Origin of the sequence: Streptomyces sp. Edi4 (assembly GCF_040253615.1) — a bacterium.
Classification (GTDB): Bacteria; Actinomycetota; Actinomycetes; order Streptomycetales; family Streptomycetaceae; genus Streptomyces.
The window spans coordinates 2,565,688-2,591,650 of sequence record NZ_JBEJGY010000004.1 but is presented as its reverse complement, the minus strand read 5'-3'; the positions used below and the strand labels follow the sequence as shown (position 1 = coordinate 2,591,650).

Genomic DNA, 25,963 nt, shown 5'->3' with positions numbered 1-25,963 from the left:
GCCGCCGCACGTGAGGGACACACGAGAGAGCCGGCTGCTCCTGGTGCTGCTGATCGCCGTAGCGTTCGCGCTGATCACGGTCGATATCAGAGGCGGGGCGAATTCACCGGTGGACGGTGCCCGGCAGGCCGCCGCCGCCGTCTTCGGACCGGTGGAGAACGGGGTCGCCGGCGCCGTCGACCCGGTCGGCAACGCGATCGGCGCGGTACGCGACTCCGGCAAGCGCCACGACAAGATCGCCGCCCTCCAGGCCGAGAACGAGGCGCTCAAGCAGCGGCTCGGCAGCGACGCCCGCAACCGCAGCCGCCTGGGCCAGCTCGACTCGATGCTCAAGACCGCCGGCGAGGGCCAGTACGGCATCAAGGCCGCCCAGGTCGTCGCCATAGGAGCGGCCCAGGGCTTCTCCTGGACGGTCACCATCGACGCCGGGTCCAACGACGGCATCCAGCGCGACATGACGGTGCTCAACGGCGACGGCCTGGTCGGGCGGGTCACGACGGTGGGGCCCTCCACCTCCACCGTGCTGCTCGCCAACGACCCCGACTTCACCGTCGGCACCCGGATGGAGAAGAGCGACGAGCTCGGCTTCGCCACCGGCCACGGAGACCGGCCGCTGTCGGTCCAACTGCTCAACGGCAAGGCCAAGGTGAGCCCCGGCGACCGTCTGGTGACCTTCGGCTCGCAGGCCGACAAGCCGTTCGTGCCCGGCGTCCCGGTCGGCGAGGTCGTCAAGGTCGACCCCTCCGGCGGCGACCTCACGCGCACCATCTACGTACGCCCCTACGTCGGCTTCACCAAGCTCGACATCGTCGGCGTCGTCGTCCAGGCCCCGCGCACCGACCCGCGCGACCAGGTGCTGCCCGCCAAGCCCCAGCCCACCCCGACGCCCACGGTCACGGTCACGGCCACCCCCACCGGCGCCGCGACCCCCAATGGCCAGGGCAACACGAACATCGCCGACCAGAGCGCCGACGCGAACCAGGGCGCCGACCCGAACGCCAAGCCCAGCCCCCAGGCCGGCAAGCCCAACGTGCCGGCCGGCACCGCGCAGGCCCCCGACGGCAACGCCAACGCGAACCCGCCCCCGGGCGGCGACCCCAACGGCCAAGCCAACGCCGACGGCGAGCAGTAGGAGCTGATCCAGATGCGTGTCAACAGGGTCATCCTCTCCGCCGCCCTGGTCGTCGTCGCCCTCGTCGTCCAGGTGAGCATCCTCGCCCGCCTCCAACTGCCCGGCGCCGTACCGGACTTGGTACTCCTGACCGTCCTTGGTCTGGCCCTGGTCTACGGCCACGTCGGCGGCGCCTTCGTCGGCTTCGGCGCGGGCCTGCTCGCCGACCTCGCGCCCCCCGCCGACCACGCCGCCGGGCGCTACGCCCTGGTCCTGTGCGTGATCGGCTACCTCGCGGGCCTGGCCAAGCCCGACCACGGGCGGCTGCGCAGCGCGGCGGGACCGATGATGGTGGTGGTCGGCGCGGCCATCGGCTCGACGCTGCTCTACGCCACGGTGGGCGCCCTGGTGGGAGACACCGCGGCCCGCCATGTCGGCCTGCCCGGGCTGCTGTTCACGGCCGCGCTCTACGATCTGCTGCTCGCGCCGTTCACCGTGCCGCTGATCATGGCGATCGCCCGGCGCGCCGAGAACGACCCGCTCGCGGACACCACCGGCAACGGCAGCCCCAGGAACAACATCGGCTCCGGCTGGCTCTCCGGCGGCACCGGCCTGCGCATCGGCAACCAGCGCGGCGGGCTGCGGATCAAGGCCGCCAGGAACAGAGCGGCCCGGGCGGGCCGTATCAAGGGTGTCAAGCGACTGTGAACCAGGGGGCCGCCACCGCATGAGCAACATCCCCGAGACGGGCCGCACCCCCCGGGTGCGGATCCGGCTCGTCATCATCCAGGTCCTGGTCTTCTCGCTCCTGCTCACGCTGGGCGGACGCCTGTGGTACCTCCAGATCCGCAACGGCCGGCAGTACGAGGACGAGGCCAAGAACAACCACGTCCAGCAGGTCGTCCAGCCCGCCGTGCGCGGCTCGATCCTCGACGCGCGCGGCGTCCCGCTCGCCGACAACGAGACGCGCCTTGTGGTCTCCGCCTCCCGCACCGACCTGTCCAAGATGCCCGACCGCGGCAAGGCCGTCCTGACCCGCCTCGCCGCCGTCCTCGGCATGAAGCCGCAGGAGGTCATGGACAAGGTCAGGCTCTGTGACGCCAAGACCCCCAAGCCCTGCTGGAACGGCTCCCCGTACCAGCCGATCCCCGTCACCGACAAGGCCACCACCCAGCAGGCCCTCCAGATCCGCGAGCGCTCCGAGGACTTCCCCGGCATCACCGCCGACCCCACCGCCGTGCGCCGCTATCCCGGGCCCGGCAAGTCCAACACCGCCCAGGTGCTCGGCTACCTCTCGCCCGTCACCGACGACGAGATCACCAAGGCCAAGGACACCGACTCGCCCTATCTGCGCTCCGACCAGGTCGGCCGCTCGGGCCTGGAGCGCACCTACGACAAGCAGCTGCGCGGCAAGGCGGGCGTGACCCGCTACGAGGTCGACAACCTCGGCCGGGTCATCGGCCAGGCCGAGAGCGACAAGGCGCAGCCCGGCGCCAACGTCGTCACCTCGATAGACGCACGCGTGCAGGCCGTCGCCGAGTACGAGCTCAACAACGCGATGGTCGAGGCCCGCCAGCAGTACGACAAGATCACCAACGAGAACTACAAGGCCGACTCCGGCGCGGTCGTCGTCATGGAGGCCAAGACCGGGCGGATCGTCGCCATGGCCTCGGCGCCCACCTACGACCCCAACGTCTGGGTCGGCGGCATCTCCGGCAAGGACTACCAGACGCTCACCGGCAAGGACGGCAACTATCCGCTCCTGAACCGCGCCATACAGGGTCAGGCCGCGCCCGGTTCGACGTTCAAGGTGGTCTCCACCGCCGCCGCCGTCGAAGCCGGCTACAAGTGGGACGGCGGTTACCCCTGCACCAGCTCGTACTCCGTGGGCGGTCAGGTCTTCAAGAACTTCGAGGGCGAGAACTTCGGCCCCATCTCGCTCGGGCGCGCCCTCGAGGTCTCCTGCGACACCGTCTTCTACGGACTCGCCGACAACGAGTGGAAGAAGGACGGCGGAATCAACCCCAAGAAGGGCCAGCCCAAGGACTACTTCTACAAGGCCGCCCACCAGTTCGGCCTCGGCAAGATCACCGGCGTCGACCTGCCCAACGAGGTCACCGGCCGCGTCCCGGACCGCCAGTGGAAGGAGAACTACTGGAGCGCCAACAAGGACAGCTGGTGCAGGACCGGCAAGAAGGACGGCAGTTACGTCGAGAAGATCGCGTACGAGAACTGCCTCGAAGGCAACAAGATGCGTGAGGGCGACTCGATCAACTACTCCATCGGCCAGGGCGACACCCTCGTCACGCCGATCCAGGAGGCCATGATCTACGGGGCCATCGCCAACGGCGGCACCATGCACGCCCCCACCATCGGCAAGGCGATCATCAGCGCCGACGGCAAGTCCGTCCAGGAGATCAAGCCGAAGGTCAACGGGAAGCTCCCCGTCACCCAGGCCACCCTCGACGGCTTCAACAAGGCCCTCGCGGGCGTCGTCACCAGCGGCACCGCCGCCTGGAAGTTCCAGGGCTGGCCCCAGGACAAGATCGAGCTGCACGCCAAGACCGGCACCGCCGAGGTCTACGGCAAGCAGACCACCTCCTGGCTCGCCACGTACTCCAAGGACTACACGGTCGTGATGACGATCGCCCAGGCCGGTACGGGCTCCGGCGCCTCCGGTGAGGCCGTCCGCAAGATCTACGAGGCGATGTACGGCATCGACGACGCCGGCAACCAGGACCTCAAGCGCGCCCTGCTCCCGCAGCCCGAGCAGTCCCTGCCCAAGATCCAGCCCGACGGCTCCATCGACGCCCCCACGGTCACCGCCTACGACCCCAACGCCGGCAAGACCAAGGACAAGGGAGCCAAGGGGGACAAGACCGACAAGCCCGACCAGGGCAACGGCACCAAGCAGCCCGACGGCCAGCCCCAGCCCGCCACCTCCCCGGCCGGCACCGTCGACAACCGCAACCCACGAAGGGACTAGCGCCATGGCAGGCTTCTCCGTCCAGCGCTACGCCCCCAAGGAGCGCGGGACCCTGGCCAGACTCGCCGCCCGCGACTCGGTGCTGCGCAGACTCGACTGGCCGCTGCTCCTCTCGGCCCTCGCGCTCTGCCTCATCGGCTCGCTCCTGGTGTGGTCCGCCACCCGCAACCGCACCAGCATCAACCAGGGCGACCCGTACTTTTTCCTGATCCGGCACATCATGAACGCCGGCATCGGGGTCTGCCTGATGATCGGCACCATCTGGCTCGGCCACCGCACCCTGCGCGGCGCGGTCCCGATCCTGTATGGGCTCTCCATCCTGCTGCTGCTCGCCGTGCTCTCCCCGCTCGGCGCCACCGTCAACGGCGCCCACTCCTGGATCGTGCTCGGCGGCGGATTCTCCCTCCAGCCCTCCGAGTTCGCGAAGATCGCGATCATCCTGTGCATGGCGATGCTGCTCGCCGCGCGGGTGGACGCCGGCGACCAGGAGCACCCCGATCACCGCACGGTGATGAAGGCCCTCGCCCTCGCGATGATCCCCATCGGCTGCATCATGCTGATGCCCGACCTCGGTTCCACCATGGTCATCGTGGTGATCATCCTCGGCGTGCTGCTGTCCTCCGGGGCCTCCAACCGCTGGATCTTCGGGCTGCTCGGCGCGGGCGTGGTCGGCGCCGTCCTCGTCGCCGCGCTCGGAATACTGGACAAGTACCAGATCAACCGGTTCGCGGCGTTCGCCAACCCCAACCTCGACCCGGCGGGCGTCGGCTACAACACCGGCCAGGCCAGGATCGCGATCGGCTCCGGCGGCCTCACCGGCACCGGACTCTTCAAGGGCTCCCAGACCACCGGGCAGTTCGTCCCCGAACAGCAGACGGACTTCGTGTTCACCGTGGCCGGCGAGGAGCTGGGCTTCGTCGGCGCGGGCCTGATCATCGTGCTGATCGGCGTCATCCTGTGGCGCGCCTGCCGCATCGCCCGCGAGACGACCGAGCTGTACGGCACCGTCGTCGCGGCCGGCATCATCGCCTGGTTCGCCTTCCAGTCCTTCGAGAACATCGGCATGACCCTCGGCATCATGCCGGTCGCGGGCATCCCGCTGCCGTTCGTCTCCTACGGAGGGTCCTCGATGTTCGCGGTGTGGGTGGCCATAGGGCTGCTCCAGTCGATCCGGGTGCAGCGGCCGATAACGGCGTAGACCTTGGGCGGTCGGCGGTGGCGTAGCCCCGGGCGGTCGGTGGCGTAGACCCGGATGGTTGGCGGGGGCACGGAAAGGGGCGCGGGACCCGGCGACGGCGGGTCCCGCGCCCCTTTCGCCGGGAGCGGGCCGGAGCGGGCCTGGGGTGCTTTCTTGGGGCCCACCCCATCCGGCCACCCGGCCCCCACCCCGCTTCTGCCGCCGACCCCGCGCCCTGCCGTTCGGGGCGCGACGCGTCTAGGGTCGATTCATGGCGGACACGAAGCGCGAGATCGAGCGGAAATTCGAGTTCCCCGCGTCGCACGGGGGCCCGCCCCCGCTCCCCGACCTGACCACGCTCCCCGGCGTCGCCCGCGTCACCGACCCGGGCGTCGTCGAACTCGACGCGGTCTACTACGACACCCAGGACCTGCGCCTGGGCGCCGGCTCTCTGACGCTGCGCCGCAGAACGGGCGGCGCCGACGCCGGCTGGCACCTCAAACTCCCCGTTTCCGCCGGCGTCCGCGACGAGATCCGCGCCCCGCTCAGCGACGACGTGCCGCCCGCGCTCGCCGCCCTGGTGCGCTCCCGCGTACGCGAGGGCACGCTCGTCCCCGTCGTACGCCTGCGTTCCTCGCGCGCCGTACGCCACCTCCTGGCTGAGGACGGCGGCCGGCTCGTCGAGATCAGCGTCGACACCGTACGCGCCGAAGGGCTGCGCCCGGGCTGCTCCGCCACCTCCTGGACCGAGATCGAGGCCGAACTCGCCGACGGCGTCCAGGACGTCGCCCTCCTGGACCACATCGGCGCGCTGCTCGCCGAGACGGGTATCAAGCCCGCCACCAGCCCCTCCAAGGTGGCCCGCGCCCTGCGCGAGACGGCCCCGGCGCCGACGGGCGCGGACGCGGAGGCCGGGCGGACCCGGGGCGTGCCGCCCGAGCCCGCAGAGGACACCGCCGGCGCCCGGGTGCTCGCGCATCTGCGGGCCCAGCGTGATGCCCTCGTCGCCCTCGACCCGGCCGTGCGCCGCGAACTGCCCGACGCCGTCCACCGGATGAGGGTCACCACACGCCGCCTGCGCAGCGCGTTCAAGTCGTACGCCAAAGTCCTCGACCGGACCGTCACCGATCCCCTCGGCGACGAGCTGAAATGGCTCGCGCGTGAACTCGGCGTCGACCGCGACGGCGACGTGCTCGCCCAGCGCCTCGACGCCCACATCCGGGCGCTGCCCACCACCTTGGTGCTCGGCCCCGTCACCGCCCGGCTGTGCGTCCGCCGCGTCGCCCAGCACGCCGAAGCCCGGCGCACCACCCTCGCCGCGCTCGACAGCCCGCGCCATCTGGCGCTCCTCGGCGCCCTCGACCGCCTCCTCGCCGACCCGCCGCTGCTGCCCGGCGCCCACCGGCCCGCCGCCCGCGTCCTGCGCCGGGCCGTGCGCAAGGACCACCGGCGTCTGGCGCGCCGCCTCGACACCGCCCTCGCCCTGGCCCCCGGCCCCGAACGCGACCTCGCCCTGCACGCCGCCCGCAAGGCCGCCAAACGCGCCCGCTACGCCGCCCAGGCCGCGACCCCCGTGCTCGGCAAGCCCGCCAAGAAGCTCGCCAAGCGCCTCAAGGCCGTACAGAACACCCTCGGCGACCACCAGGACAGCGTGGTCGCGCGCGCCGCGCTGCGCACCCTGGCCGCCCGGGCCCACGCGGCCGGCGAGACCGCGTTCACCTGGGGGCTCCTGTACGGGCGCGAGGAGGCGCGCGCGGCGGCGCGCGAGCGGGAACTGCCCGAGGTGTGGGCCCGGGCCCGCCGGGCCCGGCTCCACGGCGGCTGACGGCCGGCCCGTGATCGGCGGGCGAGGGGGCGACGCGACGCGCGTTACGCTAGAGAGTCGCCCCCTGCCAGCCCACGAAGGTCGAGATGTCTGCCGAGTCCGTCTTCCCACAGCTCGAAGCGCTGCTCCCGCACGTGCAGAAGCCGATCCAGTACGTCGGCGGTGAGCTCAACTCCACCGTCAAGGCCTGGGACGAGTGTGACGTCCGCTGGGCGCTCATGTACCCGGACGCGTACGAGGTGGGCCTGCCCAACCAGGGCGTCATGATCCTCTATGAGGTGCTGAACGAGCGCGAGGGCGTCCTGGCCGAGCGCACGTACAGCGTGTGGCCCGACATGGAAGAGCTCATGCGGGAGCACCAGGTGCCCCAGTTCACCGTGGACTCGCACCGCCCGCTGAAGGCGTTCGACGTCTTCGGCCTCAGCTTCTCCACCGAGCTCGGCTACACCAACATGCTGACCGCCCTCGACCTCGCGGGCATCCCGCTGGAGTCCAAGGACCGCACCCTGGACGACCCGATCGTCCTCGCGGGCGGCCACGCGGCCTTCAACCCCGAGCCGATCGCGGACTTCATCGACTGCGCGATCATCGGCGACGGCGAGCAGGCCGTCCTCGACATGACGGAGATCGTCCGGGCGTGGAAGGCCGAGGGCCGCCCCGGCGGCCGCGAAGAGGTCCTGTTCCGCCTGTCGCGCACCGGCAGCGTGTACGTTCCCGCCTTCTACGACGTCGAGTACCTGCCCGACGGCCGCATCGCCCGTGTCGTACCCAACAGGTCGGGTGTGCCGTGGCGGGTCTCCAAGCACACCGTCATGGACCTCGACGAGTGGCCCTACCCCAAGCAGCCCCTGGTCCCGCTTGCCGAGACCGTCCACGAACGCATGTCCGTGGAGATCTTCCGCGGCTGCACCCGAGGCTGCCGCTTCTGCCAGGCCGGCATGATCACGCGCCCCGTGCGGGAGCGAAGCATCACCGGCATCGGCGAGATGGTGGAGAAGGGCCTCAAGGCCACCGGCTTCGAAGAGGTGGGCCTGCTCTCCCTGTCCTCGGCCGACCACACCGAGATCGGCGACATCGCCAAGGGCCTCGCGGACCGCTACACGGACGACAAGATCGGCCTGTCGCTGCCCTCGACCCGCGTGGACGCCTTCAACGTCGACCTCGCCAACGAACTGACCCGCAACGGCCGCCGCTCGGGCCTCACCTTCGCCCCCGAGGGCGGCTCCGAGCGCATGCGCAAGGTCATCAACAAGATGGTCTCCGAAGAGGACCTGATCCGCACCGTCGCCACCGCGTACGGCAACGGCTGGCGCCAGGTGAAGCTGTACTTCATGTGCGGCCTGCCCACCGAGACCGACGAGGACGTCCTCCAGATCGGCGACATGGCGGTCAACGTCATCGCCAAGGGCCGCGAGGTATCCGGCCAGAACGACATCCGCTGCACGGTCTCCATCGGCGGATTCGTACCCAAGCCCCACACCCCCTTCCAGTGGGCGCCGCAGCTGTCGGCCGAGGAGACGGACGCGCGCCTGACCAAGCTGCGCGACAAGATCCGCGGCGACAAGAAGTACGGCCGCTCCATCGGTTTCCGCTACCACGACGGCAAGCCCGGCATCGTCGAGGGCCTGCTCTCGCGCGGCGACCGCCGCGTGGGCGCCGTCATCCGCGCCGTCTACGAGGACGGCGGCCGCTTCGACGGCTGGCGCGAGCACTTCAGCTACGACCGCTGGATGGCCTGCGCCGACAAGACGCTGCCCGCCTTCGGCGTCGACGTCGACTGGTACACCACCCGCGAGCGCACCTACGAGGAAGTCCTGCCCTGGGACCACCTCGACTCGGGCCTCGACAAGGACTGGCTGTGGGAGGACTGGCAGGACTCGCTCGACGAGACCGAGGTCGAGGACTGCCGCTGGACGCCGTGCTTCGACTGCGGGGTGTGCCCGCAGATGGACACGTCCATCCAGATCGGCCCCACGGGCAAGAAACTGCTGCCGCTGACGGTCGTCAAGTAGCGCCGCGCGCAGACCCAAACGCTGCCGTGTCCATCCGAGCCCCGGTGGACACGGCAGCGTCATGTGCGGGCCCTCCGGACGCACCGGCGGCTGCCGGCGCGACCGGAAACCCCTCGGAGCAGGACGCGCTGTGGCTGGTGCGCGCGTCGGCGTGTCCTCCCGGTCATGGCCCCGCCCGGGAGGACACGGCCGCCGCTGCTCGGCGCCGCTTGCCCGGGACGGCCGAACTCGAAGTGCGGGCTGTCAGTCGGTGCGGAAGCCGGCCATCAATGAGGCCGGGTAGCGGCTGCCCGCGGAGCCCTGGGGGAGGACCTCCCGGATACGGGCCAGGTCGGCCTCGGTGAGTTCCATATCGGTGGCGCCGACGTTCTCCTCCAGACGTGTGGCGCTGCGGGTGCCCGGGATCGGGACGACGTCCTCGCCCTGGGCCAGAAGCCATGCCAGGGCGATCTGGGCGGGGGTGATGCCCTTGGTGGCGGCGAGCTTTCGGAGCTGGCCGGCGGCGTTCAGGTTGTAGGCGTAGTTCTCGCCCTGCCAGCGCTCGTCCCAGCGGCGCATGTCGTCCTCGGGATACTCGTCGGCGGGCTTGACCACGCCGGAGAGGAAGCCGCGGCCGAGCGGCGAGTACGGCACCAGGCCGATCCCCAACTCCCGCAGGACCGGCAGGATCTCGTCCTCCACCTCGCGTTCGAAGATCGAGTACTCGTACTGAAGGGCTGTGACCGGGGTGACGGCGTGGGCGCGGCGGATGTACCGCGGGCCGACGTTGCTCAGGCCGAAGTACCGCACCTTGCCTTCGGTGATCAGGTCACCGACAGTGCCTGCGACCTCCTCGGCCGGTACGTCGGGGTCGGAGATGTGCTGGTAGAAGAGGTCGATGCGGTCGGTCTTGAGGTAGCGCAGGCTGTTCTCCGCGACCTCGCGGATGTTCTGAGGGCGGCTGTCGACGCCGCTCCCCAACGCGTCGCTGGTCATGTCGAAGCCGAACTTGGTGGCCAGGACGACCTCGTCGCGGAAGTCCTCGACCGCGTTGCCGAGCAGCGTCTCGTTGCTGCCGGTGCCTTGGCCGTACAGCTCGGCGGTGTCGAAGAAGTCCACTCCGAGTTCGTGGGCGCGGTGGATGGTGGAGATGGCGTCCTCGTCGTTCGAGGGGCCGTAGGCCAGGGACATCCCCATCACGCCCAGTCCGAGCGCGGAGACGCGCAGGCCCTGCCGTCCCAGGGTGCGGTGCTGCATGAGATCGCTCCTCGTGTCGTATGTCGGCGCAGCTCCCAGCTGGCCAAACCAAACGGTTTGGTATGACCCTACGTCCGCCCGGAGTGCGGCGCAAAACCGAACGGTTCGGTCGCCTATCCTGGGCCCATGCCTCGTTCCACCGGCCCTGGCCAGACCCCCGACGCCGCCATCCCGGGCGAGTCCACCGACTCCACGCGCCACAGGATCGTCGCCACCGCGACGGAGGAGTTTGCCCGGCACGGGATCGCCGGCGCCCGTGTGGACCGCATCGCCAAGCAGGCCAGGACGAGCAAGGAACGGGTCTACGCCTACTTCCGCAGCAAGGAAGCCCTCTACGCGTACGTCGCCGCACGCGAGACGGCCACACTCGTCGAGGCGACTCGGCTGGACCCGGCCGACCTGCCCGGTTACGCCGGCACCCTCTTCGACCACTTCGCGGCCCGTCCGGACCACTACCGCCTGATCACCTGGGGCCGCCTCGAGCTGGCCGAGTCGGCGGACAACACCGCCGGCCCCCTCCAAGCCACGATCACCGGCAAGCTCGACAAACTCCGCGACGCCCAGCGTGTCGGCCTGCTCGACCCGACCTGGGACCCGGTCGACGTCCTCGCCCTGATCAACCAGCTCGCCATGACCTGGGCAGGCCAGCCCGAAATCGCCGCCGCTGCCGCGGACCAGGCCGCGGACCCCTCCATCACCGCCCGCCGCGCCGCGCTGGTGACCGCAGTCGAACGGATATTCCCCCGCCCGGTCTGAGGCCCACGCCCGACCCGTACGCGCTTCCGGCCGCGCCCGCCCCCGCGCTGTCACGCCCGGCCCTGCTCGTGCCCGGTCTCCGACGGCAGATCAGAGGGCCTGGAGCGCAACGCCGGGACCTGTTCGTGCGTCCTGGACGACATGGAGAACCACCCGTCCCCCCAGCCCTCCGAAGGCTGCCTCGCCGTCGCCGTGCGCATACCCGTGCGGATTGTCGTCTTTGTGCTCGTCGTGCCTGTGCGGGTGGTGTGGGACCTGCTCGCGGTCGGGGTCAAGGCGTTGGGGCGGCGGGTGTTCGCGCCGGTGTGGCGGGGGCTGGTGGTGATCCCGTTCGGGTGGTTGTACCGGGCGGTGTTGACGCCTGTCGGGCACGCGGTGTGCTGGGTCGGCCGGGGGATCGGGGCCGGGATCGGCGCGCTCGCGCGAGGCGTGGGCTGGGTGCTCGCCACGCTGGTCGCGCTCCCGCTCGTATGGCTGTACCGGACGGTCCTGACTCCGCTGGGGCGGGGCACCGCCTGGGTGCTCAAGGGGATCGGGCTCGGGCTCGCGTGGGGCGTCAAGGGCATCGCGGCCGCCCTCATCTGGGTACTGCGGGCCGTGTTCGTGTGGCCCTGGGTCGCGCTTTGGCGCTGGGTGCTCGCGCCGCTGCTGCGGTACGGGCTGGTCGCGCCGGCGGCCTGGCTGTACCGGCACGTGCTCACTCCGGTCGGGCACGGCCTCGCCCGGCTCGCCTCGCTGGCCGCGGCCGGACTGGCCCTGACGGGGCGCGGGCTCGCGGCGGTGGGCGCGCTGCTGCTCGTGGTGCCCGCGCTGTGGCTGTACCGCACGGTCCTCACGCCCCTGGGACGTGCGGTCCGCGTCGTCGTGCGGGAGACCGGCGCCGCCTTCGCACACGCCTGGCGCGCCGCCGGCTTCGTCTCCCGGGCGGCGGGACGCGCCCTGAAGTGGCTCGCCCGGAACCTCCTGGGACGGCCCGTGCGCTGGGTGTACGTGACCCTGCTCACCCCGGTCGGGCACTGGGTGCGCGACGCGGTGCTGCGACCGGTCGGGCGCCTCGCCCTGGCGGCGGGACGCGCCGCGAGCGAGGCGGCCCGCAGCGCCGGGCGCGCCACGCGGGAAGCGCTGGCCTCGGCCCGCCGGACCGTACGCACCGCCCGGCAGGACGCCTGGCGAGCCCTGGTCGGCGGCCCGCCCCGGGAACCCGCCGCGCACGGGGCGCGTACTCTGGGTAGTACAACTACTGCCTCCGGCGCGGTGCCCGCCCCCGAGATCTCCCTCAGCAAAGCGGAGGGATGAGCCGGGCGACGTACGGTCCGTGACCGGAGGGGCCCCCACAGGACGGTGGGCGGCGCCCACCGCGCCCGCCCCGCACGAGGAGAAGAACCACTGGGCAAGCGACAGCCCGAAGGCCCGCCGCCCGCACCCGCGGTGCAGCGCATCCGCCTGCGCTACACCAAGCGCGGCCGCCTCCGGTTCACCAGCCACCGTGACTTCCAGCGCGCCTTCGAGCGGGCCCTGCGCCGCGCCGAGGTGCCCATGGCGTACTCGGCGGGCTTCACCCCGCACCCCAAGGTGTCGTACGCCAACGCCGCGCCCACCGGCGTCGGCTCCGAGGCCGAATACCTGGAGATCGCCCTCACCGCGCACCGCGACCCCGAGAAACTGCGCGCGCTGCTCGACGAGTCGCTGCCCACCGGGCTCGACATCACCGACGCCGTCGAAGCCCGCACCTCGGGCCTCGCCGACCGTCTGACCGCCTCCATCTGGGAGCTGCGCCTGGACGGCGTCACCCTGGACGAGGCCGAGAAGGCCGTCACCGCCTTCCTCGCCGCCGACAGCGTCGAGGTCCAGCGCAAGACCAAGAACGGCATGCGCACCTTCGACACCCGGGGCGCGGTCGCCGAACTGCGGGCACTCGCCCCGGGGGCCGATAGGCCTCTCGGCGAGGCCTGTGCGATACTGCGGCTGGTAGTGCGGCACGTGACACCTGCCGTGCGACCTGACGACGTCCTGTCCGGTCTCCACGCCGTGGCCGACCTGGCGCCGCCCGTCGCCGCAGCGGTGACCAGGCTGGCGCAGGGGCTCTTCGACGAGGAGTCCGGCACGGTGACCGACCCCCTCGCGCCCGACCGCGAGGCAGCCCCGGCCGCTCCACAAGTCCCCAAGTTCTCGGCTTCGCTCGAACTGGGGGAGACCCCAATCGCCGGGACCGTCTCCGCGGCGACGCCGGAAGGTCCCGCCGCGCAAGGGCGGCCGTCGTAGCGCAGCCCTGGCACTCGGGAGCCACCTGAGCCGGGCAGCGCACTGACCTAAAAGACTTTCGCCAGGCCGTGCGTACATCGCGCAGGGAACCGGCGAGCCAGACATATCAGCTCCCGTGCGGCGCCCGCGCCCCGGACGGCGGCACCCGCGCACATCACGCGGTACGTGCCGCCGGACCGGAACAGGCGCGGCGCCCGGGAGCGTGACGGGAGCTACGCCCGCATGCTTGAGCAGAACGAATCCGGCACCCCCGGAAACACCAACGACCAGAGCAGCCCCAGCGACACGCTGCCGCCGCGCCGCAGGCGCCGCGCGGCGTCGCGGCCCGCCGGGCCCCCGGCCGGAGCGCAGGGCACCGAGCCCACCGCCGCGGCCCCGGCCCCCGCCCAGGCCGAGGACCAGCACACCGCGCCGGCCGCGCCCGCCGCCGACGAGGCCGCCGCACCCGCACCCCGTACCCGCCGCCGCGCCACGCGCACCGCGTCCGCTCCGGCCACCACCACGGCCCCGGGCGCCGAGACCGCGCAGACGCCGGCCACCACCGAAACCGGCGCCACCGAGGCGCCCGCCGCCCCCGAGGCCGCCGACGACACCGCCGCCGCGCCCGCCCCGCGCACCCGCCGCCGTGCCACGCGCAAGGCCAACGCCCCCGCCGGCGCCCCGGCCCCCGCCGAGGAGATCGTCGAGGCCGAGCCCGCGCCCGCCGTCCCCGAGGCGACCGGCGACAGCGCCGAGACCCCCTCCCCGCGTGCCCGCCGCCGCGCCACGCGCAAGGCCACCGCGCCCGCCGGCGCGCCCCGTGCCGGCGAGGAGATCGTCGAGGCCGCCCAGGCCCCGGCCGCCGCGCCCGAGGCCCCCGCCGCGCCCGCCGCGCCCGCCGCCGAAGAGGCCGCCGAGGCGCCCGCGCCGCGTACCCGCCGCCGCGCCACCCGCAAGGCGACCGCGCCGGAGACCACCGTCGCCGCCGAGGTCACCGCGCCCGAGGCGCCCGCCGCCCCCGAGGAGACGGACGAGACGGACGAGGACCAGGAGACCGCCGTCGCCGAGGCCCCGGCCGCCGCCCAAGCCCCCGTCGAGGACGAGGCACCCCGGGGCCGGACCCGCCGCCGCGCCGCGCGCCCCGCCTCCGCCCCGCAGTTCACCCCCGTCCAGCCGGAGCCGCAGGCCGCCGCCCCGCGCGCCGAGGAGCCCGCCCCCACCGGCCGCTCCCGCCGCCGCGCCACGCGCCCCGCCGTCGCCGTGTTCCAGGCGCCCGTGTTCACCGAGCCGATGTTCCAGACCCCAGAGACGGCCGCCGCTGCCGCCGCCGCGCGCGTCGATGAGCCTGCCGAGGACGAGGAGACGGTGGTCGAGGCCGCCGCCCCCGAGCCCGTCGCCGCCGAGCCCGCCGCCGAACCCCAGGGCCGATCGCGCCGTCGCCGCCGCCGCGGCGAGAGCGCCGAACCCGTCCAGGACAAGCCCGCCGACGAGCCGGTCGAGGAGCAGTCGGACGAGCCCGCCGAGGCCGAGGCCGACACGGACTCCGACGACACCGACGACGACCGTCCCTCGCGCCGCCGTCGCCGAGGCGGCCGTCGCCGTCGCCGCGGTGAGAGCGCCGAGGCGGAGGACGCCGCGGACGAGCAGGCGTACGAGCAGGCCGAACAGGGCGAAGCCGCCCACAGTGAGACCGAGTCCGAGTCCGAGTCCGACGAGCACGAGGACGAGGACGACACCGACGGCACGCCCTCCGCCGCCGGCACCAGCAGCAGCCGGCGCCGGCGCCGCCGCCGTCGCCGCACGGGCGACGCGGGCCCCGAGGCCGAGACCGGAGCCGACGACCCGGAGCGCACGGTCGTCAAGGTCCGCGAGCCGCGCCCGGTCCGCGAGCGCATGGACGCCCTCGCGTCCTCCTCGTCCGACGAGGTCCAGTCCATCAAGGGCTCGACGCGTCTGGAGGCCAAGAAGCAGCGCCGCCGCGAAGGCCGCGAGCAGGGCCGCCGCCGCGTCCCGATCATCACCGAGGCCGAGTTCCTGGCCCGCCGCGAAGCCGTCGAGCGCGTGATGGTCGTGCGCCAGAGCGGCGAGCGCACCCAGATCGGTGTCCTCGAGGACGACGTTCTCGTCGAGCACTACGTCAACAAGGAGCAGGCCACCTCGTACGTCGGCAACGTCTACCTGGGCAAGGTCCAGAACGTGCTGCCGTCCATGGAGGCCGCGTTCGTCGACATCGGCAAGGGCCGCAACGCCGTCCTGTACGCCGGTGAGGTCAACTTCGAATCGCTCGGCATGGGCAACGGCCCGCGCCGCATCGAAGCCGCCCTCAAGTCCGGCCAGTCGGTGCTCGTCCAGGTCACCAAGGACCCCATCGGCCACAAGGGCGCCCGCCTGACCAGCCAGGTCTCGCTGCCCGGCCGCTACCTGGTGTACGTGCCCGAAGGCTCGATGACCGGCATCAGCCGCAAGCTCCCCGACACCGAGCGCGCGCGTCTGAAGACCATCCTCAAGAAGATCGTCCCCGAGGACGCGGGCGTCATCGTGCGCACCGCCGCCGAGGGCGCGAGCGAGGACGAGCTGCGCCGCGACGTCGAGCGCCTTCAGGCGCAGTGGGCCGAGATCCAGAAGAAGGCCAACCAGATCTCGACGTCCTCGCCGTCGCTGCTCTACGGCGAGCCGGACATGACCGTCCGGGTCGTCCGCGACATCTTCAACGAGGACTTCACCAAGGTCATCGTCAGCGGTGACGAGGCGTGGGAGACCATCCACGGGTACGTCGCCCACGTCGCCCCGGACCTCACCGAGCGCCTGTCGCGCTGGACCAGCGAGGTCGACGTCTTCGCGACGTACCGGATCGACGAGCAGCTGGCCAAGGCGCTCGACCGCAAGGTCTGGCTGCCGTCCGGCGGTTCGCTGGTGATCGACAAGACCGAGGCGATGATCGTCGTCGACGTCAACACCGGCAAGTTCACCGGCCAGGGCGGCAACCTCGAAGAGACCGTGACGAGGAACAACCTCGAAGCGGCCGAGGAGATCGTGCGCCAGCTGCGGCTGCGCGACCTCGGTGGCATCGTCGTCATCGACTTCATCGACATGGTCCTTGAGTCCAACCGCGACCTGGTCCTGCGCCGGCTGCTCGAATGCCTGGGCCGCGACCGCACCAAGCACCAGGTGGCCGAGGTCACCTCGCTCGGCCTGGTGCAGATGACCCGCAAGCGGGTCGGCCAGGGCCTGCTCGAGTCGTTCTCGGAGACCTGCGTCCACTGCAACGGGCGCGGCGTGATCGTGCACATGGAGCAGCCGGCCGCGGTCGGCGGCGGCGCGGGCAAGCGTGCCAAGAAGCGCGGCCGCGGCGGCGCCGAGCACGACCAGCACGACCAGCACACCCACGAGCACGAGCACGAGACCGCCGAGGCCGAAGCCATCGAGGACGTCGAGGCCATCGAGTCCGAGGCCGAGGTCGCCGCGGAGATCGCGGCGCCCGTCGCGCTCGCCGAGCCCGAGTTCGTGCCCGACGAGGAGCTGTACAGCAGCGTCGCAGAGGCGGAGTATGCGGCCCGTGGCGGCCGCTCACGCCGCCGCGCCACCCGCAAGGCATCCGCGCCCGCCGGCGCACCGCGCGCCGCCGCCGAGACCCCGGCGGCCCCGGACCCCGTGGCCGAGGAGGCCAAGCAGGGCAAGCAGGGCAGGGAGCCCAAGGAGGCGGAGCCCGAGCGGGCCCCGGCCGCGGTGACGGTCGCCTCGTTCATCGAGGACGACGCGCCGCGCGGCCTCTCCCGGGGCCTCAAGGGCCAGGGAGGCGCCCCCAACCGCCGTCGCGCCACCCGCAAGGCGACCGCCCCGGCAGGCGCGCCGACGTCGGCCGCCGCCGAGCCGGTCGTGGTCGTCACGGAGCCCGAGCCGAAGGCGCAGGAGACGAAGGCCGAGGCGCCCGTGGCCGAGCCCGCCGCGCCCGTGACCGAGTCCGTCGTCGAGGAGGCGCCCGTCGCCGCCCCGCCGCGGGCCCGCCGCCGCGCCACCCGCAAGGCCACGGCCCCCGCCGGTTCGCCGTCGGGCGCCGAGGACGCCGCGGTCGTCGTGGTGGTCGCCACCCCGGCAGCCGAGCCGGCCGCGCCCGCCGAGTCGGCCGTGTCCTCGGACCCGGCGCAGTCCCCGGAGAGCGCCGAGGAGGCCGCACCGGCCAAGAAGGCGGCCCGCAAGACGGCGAAGAAGGCCACCGCGAAGAAGGCGGTCACCAAGAAGACGGCGGCCACGAAGACGGCGGCGAAGAAGACGACCGCGAAGAAGACGACCGCGAAGAAGGCCACGGCGAAGAAGACGGCGGCGGCCGAACAGCAGTCGCCGTCGGTGTCGGCGACGACGGAGGACTGACAGTCGGCGGATGACAGCTGACAACTTTCCATCGTCAGTTATCAGTTGTCGTCCGCCGTCACCCCTCCCGCCATCCCGCACCCACCCGCTGCCGGCTGCCCGTCGCCACCCCGTCACCCGACAGCTGACGGACAGCCGCCGCTCAGCCCATGTACATCGAGCGGTAGTTGGCTGATGCGAGGCCCAGGAGCCCGCCCCCGGATCGCCGGGGGCGGGCTCTGTCGTGACGAAGGAGAGTCCGCGCCCCGCATGAGTGTGATCAGCAAAGCCGTCATCCCCGCAGCCGGTCTCGGCACCCGTTTTCTGCCCGCCACCAAGGCCACTCCGAAAGAGATGCTGCCGGTGGTCGACAAACCGGCGATCCAGTACGTCGTCGAGGAGGCCGTCGCGGCGGGGCTGTGGGACGTCCTGATGGTCACCGGGCGCAACAAGCGGGCCCTTGAGGACCACTTCGACCGCAACCACGAACTGGAGTCCGCGCTGGCCCGCAAGGGCGACACCGACCGGCTCGCCAAGGTCCGCGAGCCCAGCGGCCTCGGCGCGATCCACTACGTGCGCCAGGGCGACCCCAAGGGGCTCGGGCACGCGGTGCTGTGCGCCGCCCCGCACGTCGGGGACGAGCCCTTCGCGGTGCTGCTCGGCGACGACCTGATCGACGCCCGCGATCCGCTCCTCGCCCGCATGGTGGAGGTGCGCGAACGCGAGGGCGGCAGCGTGGTCGCGCTGATGGAGGTGGCGCCCGAGCAGATCCACCAGTACGGATGCGCCGCCGTTGAGGCGACCGGCGAGGCCGACGTCGTCCGCGTACGGAGCCTGGTGGAGAAGCCGGACCGGTCGGCGGCGCCCTCGAACCTGGCGGTGATCGGCCGCTACGTCCTGGACCCGGCCGTCTTCGAGGTGCTGCGCCGCACCGGGCCCGGCCGGGGCGGCGAGATCCAGCTCACCGACGCGCTCAACCGGCTCGACACCGTGCACGGCGTCGTCTTCACCGGCCGCCGCTACGACACCGGTGATCGGGCGCAGTATCTGCGGGCCATCGTCCGCCTGGCCGGCGAGCGCGCGGATCTGGGCCCGGACTTCCGCTCGTGGCTGCGTGGTTTCGTCGCCGAGGAGTGCGGGTAATGACGCTGGTTTGACCCACCACGTCCGGCCCCGTAGCCTTGTCCCTCGGCGTGTTTATATACGCGCCCGCCCCTGAGCACCTCACCTCCCGGTCCGCCGGGGGAGGCCCCCTGCTTCTTCGCGGGACGGCTGGCTTCAAGGGTTCCGTATCGAGCGAGAGAGAGATCCGCGTGTACGCCATCGTGCGCAGCGGTGGTCGCCAGCACAAGGTTGCTGTCGGCGACATCGTTGAGGTTGACAAGATTTCCACTGCCAAGGTTGGCGACACGGTCGAGCTCTCGACCCTGCTCGTTGTCGACGGCGACGCTGTGACCAGCGACCCGTGGGTGCTGGCCGGCATCAAGGTCACCGCCGAGATCGTGGACCACCACAAGGGTGCCAAGATCGACATCCTTCGGTACAAGAACAAGACCGGTTACCGCCGTCGCCAGGGCCACCGCCAGCAGTACACGGCGATCAAGGTCACCGGCATCCCCACGGCTGCGAAGTAAGGGACTGAGGAGACATGGCACACAAGAAGGGCGCATCGTCCACTCGGAACGGTCGCGATTCCAACGCTCAGCGGCTCGGCGTCAAGCGCTTCGGCGGTCAGACCGTCAACGCCGGTGAGATCCTGGTCCGCCAGCGCGGCACCCACTTCCACCCGGGCGCGGGCGTCGGTCGCGGTGGCGACGACACCCTCTTCGCGCTCCAGGCCGGTGCGGTGGAGTTCGGCACCCACCGTGGCCGCAAGGTCGTGAACATCGTTCCGGCTGCCTGATCACTTAGGCATCTGTAGAGCGGTTTCAGCGGAGGCGGACCTCACTTCCCTTTCGGGAAGCGGGTCCGCCTTTCGCGTGTTACAGAATAGACATCCCCGTATCTACCTCCAGCCTGAGAAACGGCCGGGGGCCCCAGGAGGCACATCCCATGACCACCTTCGTGGACCGCGTCGAGCTGCACGTCGCCGCGGGTAACGGAGGCCACGGCTGTGCCTCCGTCCACCGTGAGAAGTTCAAGCCGCTCGGCGGCCCGGACGGCGGCAACGGCGGCCGTGGCGGCGATGTCACCCTGGTCGTCGACCAGTCGGTGACCACGCTCCTCGAATACCACCACTCGCCGCACCGCAAGGCCACCAACGGCCAGCCCGGCGCCGGCGACAACCGCTCGGGCAAGGACGGCCAGGACCTGATCCTGCCCGTGCCCGACGGCACCGTCGTCCTGGACAAGCAGGGCAATGTGCTCGCCGACCTCGTCGGTGAGGGCACCACCTACATCGCGGGCCAGGGCGGCCGCGGCGGCCTCGGCAACGCGGCGCTCGCCTCCGCCCGCCGCAAGGCCCCCGGTTTCGCGCTGCTCGGCGTGCCCGGCGAGTCGGCCGACATCGTCCTGGAGCTCAAGACCGTCGCCGACGTGGCCCTCGTGGGCTACCCGAGCGCCGGCAAGTCCTCGCTGATCTCGGTGCTCTCCGCGGCCAAGCCGAAGATCGCGGACTACCCGTTCACGACGCTCGTCCCCAACCTGGGCGTGGTGACGGCCGGCTCGACCGTCTACACCATCGCGGACGTCCCCGGTCTGATCCCGGGAGCCAGCCAGGGCAAGGGCCTCGGCCTGGAATTCCTGCGGCACGTCGAGCGCTGCTCGGTCCTCGTGCACGTCCTGGACACCGCGACGCTCGAATCCGACCGCGACCCGGTCTCCGACCTCGACATCATCGAGGAGGAGCTGCGCCAGTACGGCGGGCTCGACGACCGGCCCCGCATCGTGGTCCTCAACAAGATCGACATCCCGGACGGCCAGGACCTCGCCGACATGATCCGGCCGGAACTCCAAGAGCGCGGCTACCAGGTCTTCGAGGTGTCCGCCGTGGCCCGCACGGGCCTGAAGGAGCTGTCCTTCGCGCTCGCCGCGATCGTCGCCGAGGCGCGCGCCGCCAAGCCGAAGGAGGAGGCGACGCGCATCGTCATCCGCCCCAAGGCCGTCGACGACGCGGGCTTCACCGTCACCTACGACGAGGCGAACGAGGTCTACCGGGTGCGCGGCGAGAAGCCCGAGCGCTGGATCCGCCAGACCGACTTCAACAACGACGAGGCCGTCGGCTACCTCGCTGACCGGCTCAACCGCCTCGGCGTCGAGGAGGCGTTGATGAAGGCAGGCGCCCGTTCGGGTGACGGTGTGGCCATCGGCCCCGAGGAGAACGCGGTCGTCTTCGACTGGGAGCCCACCATGATGGCGGGCGCCGAAATGCTCGGCCGCCGAGGCGAGGACCACCGCCTCGAAGCCCCCCGGCCTGCCGCGCAGCGCCGCCGGGACCGCGACGCCGAGCGTGACGAAGCCGACCAGGAATTCAAGGAATTCGGACCGTTCTAATCGGTCAGGGTGGCCCTTGGTCGAGACCAGGGGCCACAGCCAGCTCCCGTAGGATTCCCGCGTGACCCAGAGCCCCCCCACTTCGGACGGCCCTCGTGGCGTCAGTGTCGTCGTCATCGCCTACAACGACGCCGAGCTGGTCGCCGAGGCCGTCCGCTCGGCCCTCGCCCAGGGTCCGGACGTCTTTGAGGTCGTGGCCGTGGACGACTGCTCCCACGACGCCACCCCCGCCGTCCTGGAGCGTCTGGCCGCCGTCGAACCCCGGGTCAAGGTGGTGCGCCGCACCGAGAACAGCGGCGGCTGCGGAACCCCCCGCAACGACGGGATCGCCGCGGCCACCGGCAGGTACGTGATGTTCCTCGACAGCGACGACGTGCTGCCCCCCGGCGCCGTGCCGGCCCTGGTGGGCGCGGCCGAGGAGAGCGGCGCTGAGGTCGCCGTGGGCCGGGTCGTGCGCCGCGAGCTGCCCGAGCGCCAAGACGTGCGCTGGCAGCCCGGTCTGTACCGGGAAGCGGCGGTGCACGAGTCGCCCGAGGCGGCCCCCGAACTCCTGCACGACACCCTGTGCGTCAACAAGCTCTACCGTCGCGATTTCCTGACGGGTCATCAACTGACGTTCCCCGACGGCAAGTTCGTGTACGAGGACTTCGTCTTCACGGCCCGCGTGTACGCCGCCGCACCCCGCGTCGCCATCGTGCCCCGGCTCGTGTACGTCTGGCATGTGCGCCGCGCCGCCAGCCATGTCTCCATCTCGCTCGCGCGCCAGGACATCGGCAATTGGCAGTCGAGGATCGCCGCCCACGTCCGCGCCGTCGAGACCTTCCGGGGCGCCGACCGCAAGGCGCTCGCCGCCGCCTGCCGCACCAAGTTCATCGACTACGACCTCTGTCTGTACCTGCGCGAACTGCGGGTGCGCGACGTCGGCTACCGGGCGGACTGGTGGCGGCTGACCCGCGCCTATCTCACCGGCTTCGATCCCGCCGAGCTCGCCGCCGCGACGGCGCCTGCCCGCTGGAGCGCCCAGGTGGTGCTCGCCTGCGAGAGCCCCCGCGATCTCGACCGGCTCGCGCAGCTCGCCGCCGACCCGGCCCGCCTCATCCCGCCGTACGCCACCGCCGATGGCGGCCCGGTGTGGGCCAAGGACCTCGCGCGGGTGCCGCTCGACGGTCTTGAGGCGATGCCCGCCGAGCGGCTGCCGGTCACCGTGGACGCGACGTTCCAGGCAGGCCGGCGCAGCCTGCTCAAGCTGCGGGTGCACGAACTGTACGGACGGCTCACCGCGAGCGGCGCCCCCGCGCGCGCCGACGTCGAGTTCGTGCCGCGTGACGGCGACCGCGGCGTCCTGACCATCACCGCGCCGCTGCGCGCGGCCGAGGGCGGCTGGTCCGGGCAGGTCCTGGTGCCGCTGACCCGGCTGGCCGCGGCGGGCGGGCGCGGCACCCAGATCTGGGATCTGCGGGTCGCTCTGAGCGGCGCCGCGCCGGGCGGCCCGTGCACCTCGCTGCGGGCCCGGCCCTCGGGTCTGCGGCGCACGGTCGTTCCCGCCAGAGGGTACGGTGTTCTGCTGGTGCAGCCGTACCGCACATCGAGCGGATCGCTCGCGGTGCGGCTCGCGCCCGGATTGCAGGGGGCTCTCGGAGTGGTCGGCGGGAAGCTGCGCAGACTCGCCCGGGCGGCCCGTTCAAGGCGACGATGAGGACGTGGACGCGCACATGACTTTTCTGATCACTGGCGGCGCCGGATACATCGGGTCCCACGTAGTGCGGGCCATGACGTCGGCGGGGGAGCGGGTCGTCGTCCTGGACGACCTCTCCACCGGCGACGCGGCCCGGCTGCCGCAGGACGTGCCTTTGGTGGTCGGCTCCGTCCTGGACCGTGAACTCGTCGACCGCGCCCTGGCCGAGCACGCCATCACCGGCGTGGTGCACCTCGCGGGCAAGAAGCAGGTCGGCGAGTCGGTCGAGATCCCGCTGCACTACTACCGCGAGAACGTCTTCGGTCTGACCGTGCTCCTCGAAGCGGTGGCCGCGGCGGGCGTGCGCACCTTCCTGTTCTCGTCGTCCGCGTCCGTGTACGGCATGCCCGACGTCGACCTCGTCACCGAGGACACCCCGTGCCTGCCGATGAGCCCCTACGGCGAGACCAAGCTCGCCGGTGAGTGGCTGGTGCGCGCCGCGGGGAAGGCGCACAACATCTCCACGGGCTGCCTGCGCTACTTCAACGTGGCGGGCGCCGCCGCCCCCGAACTCGCCGACACCGGCATCTTCAACCTCGTACCGATGGTGTTCGAGAAGCTGGAGGACGGGCAGCCGCCGCGCATCTTCGGCGACGACTACGCCACCCCCGACGGCACGTGCGTGCGCGACTACATCCACGTCGAGGACCTGGCCGACGCCCACCTCGCCGCCGCCCGCAAGCTCGCCGAGGCCTCCGGCGGGGCCGTGGACCTGACCGTCAACATCGGCCGTGGCGAAGGCGTTTCGGTACGCGAGATGGTCGGCCTGATCAACGAGATCACCGGGCGCGGCATCGCCCCCGAGGTCCACCCGCGCCGCGCGGGCGACCCGGCGCGTGTGGTGGCCTCCGCCGACCGCATCGCCGCCGAGCTCGGCTGGAAGGCCCGCCACGACGTGCGCGCGATGATCTCCTCGGCGTGGGCGGGCTGGCGCCACCACCGCGACGGCTGATCCACGCGGCCCCAGCGCACGCGAAGGCCCCGCGCACACGAAGGCCGCACACGAAGGCCCCGCCCGTCGGCGGTTCGCGCTGTGCTCAGTGTCCGCGCAGTACCGAGGCCGCCCTGCGGCGCACCTGGCGCACCAGCGGGACCGGAACGCTCAGCCGCACCGGCGCGCCCGAGGCGTCGCTCACCACGAGGTCCCGGCGGAACCCGCCGGCGATCAGGCGCAGCCGCAGCTCCCAGGTGCCCGGATCGACGCCGTCGGCGCGGGCCACCGCCGAGACGCGGCCGTCGGCGCCGACCTCGGTGGAGGTGGGCGCGGTCAGGGTGCGCCGGCCGGAGACGAGCAGCAGCCGGGCCTCGCCGAGGCCGGGGCGCCAGCCCGTCACGGTGACGCGGGCGGTGGCCTCGACGCGGCCGAGGCGAGTGCGGGTGACGGCGCCCCGTGCCGTGGTCGGCAGCAGCACGCGGGTGTCGCCGATGTCGAGGTTGAGGTGCTGGTGGGCCGCCGAGTGGAAGACGGCGGCCGCGACGGGCCCCGCCCGGCCGCGATCGACGAGGCGGGGCCCGGGCGGGGCGTCGTACCGGCTGTCCTCGGGGCGCGCGAGCCACGCCTCCCTGCGAAGCTCGCCCGCGCTCGCCACGATCCGCATGCTCCATGTCCCCTCGGGCAGCGGCTCGCCGTCGGCGGCCCGGCCGATGTCGATAAAGAGCGTGTACGTGCCGTCCTCGGCGATGTCGGCGGGCACCCAGTAGGTGTAGCCCTGGCGGCGCAGCAGCACGCCGACGCGCCGGCCCTCGTCGTCGATCTCGCTGAGCCGGGCCGTGCCGCTCAGCCGCAGCACCGGCCCCTGCCACGCGTAGGAGTCGACCCGCTGGACGAGCCGGACGCGGGAGGTCAGGTCGTAGCAGGAGTCGGGGATCGCCCCTCGCTCGTCGCGGAAGTAGGGGTAGGCGGCGTAAGCGCGGTCGCCCTCCAGATGGGCGGGGGGCAGGGTGGCTCCGGTGTCGGCGCGGATGATCTCGGCGAGTTCGTCCAGGAGGCCGGCCCGCAGACAGTGCGCGCGCAGTCTGAGCCGGGGCGGCAGCGCCCGCGTGATCCGGTCGGTGCTCCACTCGTCGAGCAGGACGCGTGCGGCGGCCGCGATGGCCTCGCGGTCCTCGGCGTCGCGGGCCAGATAGGGCTCGGCGAACATGCTGAGGACTTCACCGTGGAAGTGACGCTCCATCAGTTTGTCCCGCTCGGGGCCGGCCGGCACCAGATCGGCCACGGTGCGCAGGATGCCGCCCACGAAGGCGAGTTGATCGGCCCAGTCGACGTCCTGACGGCTGGCGTTGGTCCCGTCGCCGCGGCCCTCGAGGAAATAGCAGTCGTGGTCGGCGACCACGGAGATCTTCTTGGCGCGCAGCACCGCGGGGACGGCGAAGGCCACGTCCTCGTTGAGCAGGCGGTGCTCGGCGAACCTCAGCCCGTGTTCCTCGATCAGCGAGCGGCGCCACAGTTTGTAGGGGGCCAGCGTCCAGTAGACGGGGGAGTCGTAGAGGCTGACCTCGGGGCTGGTGGTGCGCAGGTCCACCGGGGCGCCCCGGCCCACGCCCACGATCCGGCCGTACACGACGTCGGACTTCTCCCGGTCGGCCATCGCCACCATCCGCCGCAGCGCGTCCGGGCCGAGGTGGTCGTCGGAGTCGAGGAAGAACAGGTAGGTGCCGCGCGCGAGGCCGATGCCCACGTTGCGCGGCTTGCCCGCGCCGCCGGAGGCCTCCTGGTGGATCACCCGGGCGTTGCCCCGGTCGCGGGCCCAGTCGTCCAGCCAGGCGCCGCTGCCGTCGCGGGAGCCGTCGTCGACCACGATCACTTCGAGCCTGCGCCGGCCGATGGTCTGCGCGTCCACGGACCCCAGGCAACGCTCCAGATAGCGCAGGGTGTTGTGCACGGGGACGATCACGGTGACGACGGGGTCCATGGACACAGAACACATCCTCGGCCTGGGAGCACGGATGGCAGGCATGGTCGGGGCACGCCAGGACACCGGCTCACCAAGCAAGGGACGCTGGCACATTTCCTCCTTTTCATTGGACGACGCCCGAGGGACCTGT

General features: G+C 72.2%; 18 protein-coding genes. 16 read left to right on the top strand and 2 right to left on the bottom strand.

Annotated elements, in window-relative coordinates:
- Positions 1–10 precede the first annotated feature (10 nt).
- From mreC to ABR738_RS13705, 6 genes are all read left to right on the top strand, one after another.
- The gene (gene mreC, locus ABR738_RS13730; RefSeq protein WP_350230256.1) at positions 11–1,132 is read left to right on the top strand and encodes a rod shape-determining protein MreC; all 1,122 of its coding nucleotides are present in this window, start codon (positions 11–13) and stop codon (positions 1,130–1,132) included.
- A gap of 12 nt (positions 1,133–1,144) precedes the next feature.
- The gene (gene mreD / locus ABR738_RS13725) at positions 1,145–1,819 is read left to right on the top strand and encodes a rod shape-determining protein MreD (protein ID WP_350230255.1); all 675 of its coding nucleotides are present in this window, start codon (positions 1,145–1,147) and stop codon (positions 1,817–1,819) included.
- A 19-nt stretch (positions 1,820–1,838) separates the two neighbouring features.
- Entirely contained in the window at positions 1,839–4,097 is a 2,259-nt protein-coding gene (gene mrdA / locus ABR738_RS13720) for a penicillin-binding protein 2 (RefSeq protein WP_350230254.1), read from the top strand.
- A 4-nt stretch (positions 4,098–4,101) separates the two neighbouring features.
- Positions 4,102–5,295 (top strand): rod shape-determining protein RodA, encoded by a 1,194-nt coding sequence (rodA, locus tag ABR738_RS13715; protein ID WP_350230253.1) that lies wholly within the window; start codon positions 4,102–4,104, stop codon positions 5,293–5,295.
- Between the two features lie 250 nt (positions 5,296–5,545).
- Positions 5,546–7,099, top strand: coding sequence for a CYTH and CHAD domain-containing protein (locus ABR738_RS13710; protein WP_350230252.1), 1,554 nt, complete (start codon positions 5,546–5,548; stop codon positions 7,097–7,099).
- A gap of 86 nt (positions 7,100–7,185) precedes the next feature.
- Positions 7,186–9,111, top strand: coding sequence for a TIGR03960 family B12-binding radical SAM protein (locus tag ABR738_RS13705; protein ID WP_350230251.1), 1,926 nt, complete (start codon positions 7,186–7,188; stop codon positions 9,109–9,111).
- 243 nt (positions 9,112–9,354) lie between these two features.
- On the opposite strand, the gene ABR738_RS13700 is transcribed toward ABR738_RS13705, so the two are convergent.
- Complete coding sequence (locus ABR738_RS13700; protein ID WP_350230250.1) at positions 9,355–10,347, bottom strand: aldo/keto reductase; 993 nt, start codon at positions 10,345–10,347, stop codon at positions 9,355–9,357.
- Between the two features lie 126 nt (positions 10,348–10,473).
- On the opposite strand from ABR738_RS13700, the gene ABR738_RS13695 reads away from it, so the two are divergent.
- From ABR738_RS13695 to galE, 10 genes are all read left to right on the top strand, one after another.
- Positions 10,474–11,103, top strand: coding sequence for a TetR/AcrR family transcriptional regulator (locus ABR738_RS13695; RefSeq protein ID WP_350230249.1), 630 nt, complete (start codon positions 10,474–10,476; stop codon positions 11,101–11,103).
- 141 nt (positions 11,104–11,244) lie between these two features.
- Positions 11,245–12,399, top strand: a complete 1,155-nt coding sequence (locus ABR738_RS13690) for a hypothetical protein (protein ID WP_350230248.1) — start codon at positions 11,245–11,247, stop codon at positions 12,397–12,399.
- Between the two features lie 132 nt (positions 12,400–12,531).
- Positions 12,532–13,365, top strand: coding sequence for a TIGR03936 family radical SAM-associated protein (locus ABR738_RS13685; RefSeq protein WP_350230247.1), 834 nt, complete (start codon positions 12,532–12,534; stop codon positions 13,363–13,365).
- 222 nt (positions 13,366–13,587) lie between these two features.
- Positions 13,588–17,712, top strand: coding sequence for an Rne/Rng family ribonuclease (locus ABR738_RS13680; protein ID WP_350230246.1), 4,125 nt, complete (start codon positions 13,588–13,590; stop codon positions 17,710–17,712).
- A 249-nt stretch (positions 17,713–17,961) separates the two neighbouring features.
- On the top strand, positions 17,962–18,834 hold the full coding sequence (gene galU, locus ABR738_RS13675) for a UTP--glucose-1-phosphate uridylyltransferase GalU (protein WP_350230245.1): 873 nt from the start codon (positions 17,962–17,964) through the stop codon (positions 18,832–18,834).
- A gap of 170 nt (positions 18,835–19,004) precedes the next feature.
- Positions 19,005–19,325 (top strand): 50S ribosomal protein L21, encoded by a 321-nt coding sequence (gene rplU, locus ABR738_RS13670; protein ID WP_120723413.1) that lies wholly within the window; start codon positions 19,005–19,007, stop codon positions 19,323–19,325.
- A 14-nt stretch (positions 19,326–19,339) separates the two neighbouring features.
- The gene (rpmA, locus tag ABR738_RS13665; protein ID WP_350230244.1) at positions 19,340–19,594 is read left to right on the top strand and encodes a 50S ribosomal protein L27; all 255 of its coding nucleotides are present in this window, start codon (positions 19,340–19,342) and stop codon (positions 19,592–19,594) included.
- Between the two features lie 149 nt (positions 19,595–19,743).
- Positions 19,744–21,183: a GTPase ObgE gene (gene obgE, locus ABR738_RS13660; protein ID WP_350230243.1), complete on the top strand. Its 1,440-nt coding sequence runs from the start codon at positions 19,744–19,746 to the stop codon at positions 21,181–21,183.
- Positions 21,184–21,244: 61 nt separating this feature from the next.
- The gene (locus tag ABR738_RS13655; protein WP_350230242.1) at positions 21,245–22,879 is read left to right on the top strand and encodes a glycosyltransferase family 2 protein; all 1,635 of its coding nucleotides are present in this window, start codon (positions 21,245–21,247) and stop codon (positions 22,877–22,879) included.
- Between the two features lie 16 nt (positions 22,880–22,895).
- Positions 22,896–23,870 carry a UDP-glucose 4-epimerase GalE gene (gene galE / locus ABR738_RS13650; RefSeq protein WP_350230241.1) on the top strand — a complete coding sequence of 325 codons (975 nt, stop codon included), beginning with the start codon at positions 22,896–22,898 and terminating at the stop codon, positions 23,868–23,870.
- Positions 23,871–23,955: 85 nt separating this feature from the next.
- On the opposite strand, the gene ABR738_RS13645 is transcribed toward galE, so the two are convergent.
- Positions 23,956–25,830 carry a glycosyltransferase family 2 protein gene (locus ABR738_RS13645; RefSeq protein WP_350234559.1) on the bottom strand — a complete coding sequence of 625 codons (1,875 nt, stop codon included), beginning with the start codon at positions 25,828–25,830 and terminating at the stop codon, positions 23,956–23,958.
- Positions 25,831–25,963: the final 133 nt, after the last annotated feature.

Coding starts and splice junctions, on each gene's coding strand:
- mreD (WP_350230255.1), top strand. CDS start 1,145: ATGCGTGTCAACAGGGTCATCCTCTCCGCCGCCCTGGTCGTCGTCGCC.
- mrdA (WP_350230254.1), top strand. CDS start 1,839: ATGAGCAACATCCCCGAGACGGGCCGCACCCCCCGGGTGCGGATCCGG.
- rodA (WP_350230253.1), top strand. CDS start 4,102: ATGGCAGGCTTCTCCGTCCAGCGCTACGCCCCCAAGGAGCGCGGGACC.
- ABR738_RS13710 (WP_350230252.1), top strand. CDS start 5,546: ATGGCGGACACGAAGCGCGAGATCGAGCGGAAATTCGAGTTCCCCGCG.
- ABR738_RS13705 (WP_350230251.1), top strand. CDS start 7,186: ATGTCTGCCGAGTCCGTCTTCCCACAGCTCGAAGCGCTGCTCCCGCAC.
- ABR738_RS13700 (WP_350230250.1), bottom strand. CDS start 10,347: ATGCAGCACCGCACCCTGGGACGGCAGGGCCTGCGCGTCTCCGCGCTC.
- ABR738_RS13695 (WP_350230249.1), top strand. CDS start 10,474: ATGCCTCGTTCCACCGGCCCTGGCCAGACCCCCGACGCCGCCATCCCG.
- ABR738_RS13690 (WP_350230248.1), top strand. CDS start 11,245: ATGGAGAACCACCCGTCCCCCCAGCCCTCCGAAGGCTGCCTCGCCGTC.
- ABR738_RS13680 (WP_350230246.1), top strand. CDS start 13,588: ATGCTTGAGCAGAACGAATCCGGCACCCCCGGAAACACCAACGACCAG.
- galU (WP_350230245.1), top strand. CDS start 17,962: ATGAGTGTGATCAGCAAAGCCGTCATCCCCGCAGCCGGTCTCGGCACC.
- rpmA (WP_350230244.1), top strand. CDS start 19,340: ATGGCACACAAGAAGGGCGCATCGTCCACTCGGAACGGTCGCGATTCC.
- obgE (WP_350230243.1), top strand. CDS start 19,744: ATGACCACCTTCGTGGACCGCGTCGAGCTGCACGTCGCCGCGGGTAAC.
- galE (WP_350230241.1), top strand. CDS start 22,896: ATGACTTTTCTGATCACTGGCGGCGCCGGATACATCGGGTCCCACGTA.
- ABR738_RS13645 (WP_350234559.1), bottom strand. CDS start 25,830: ATGGACCCCGTCGTCACCGTGATCGTCCCCGTGCACAACACCCTGCGC.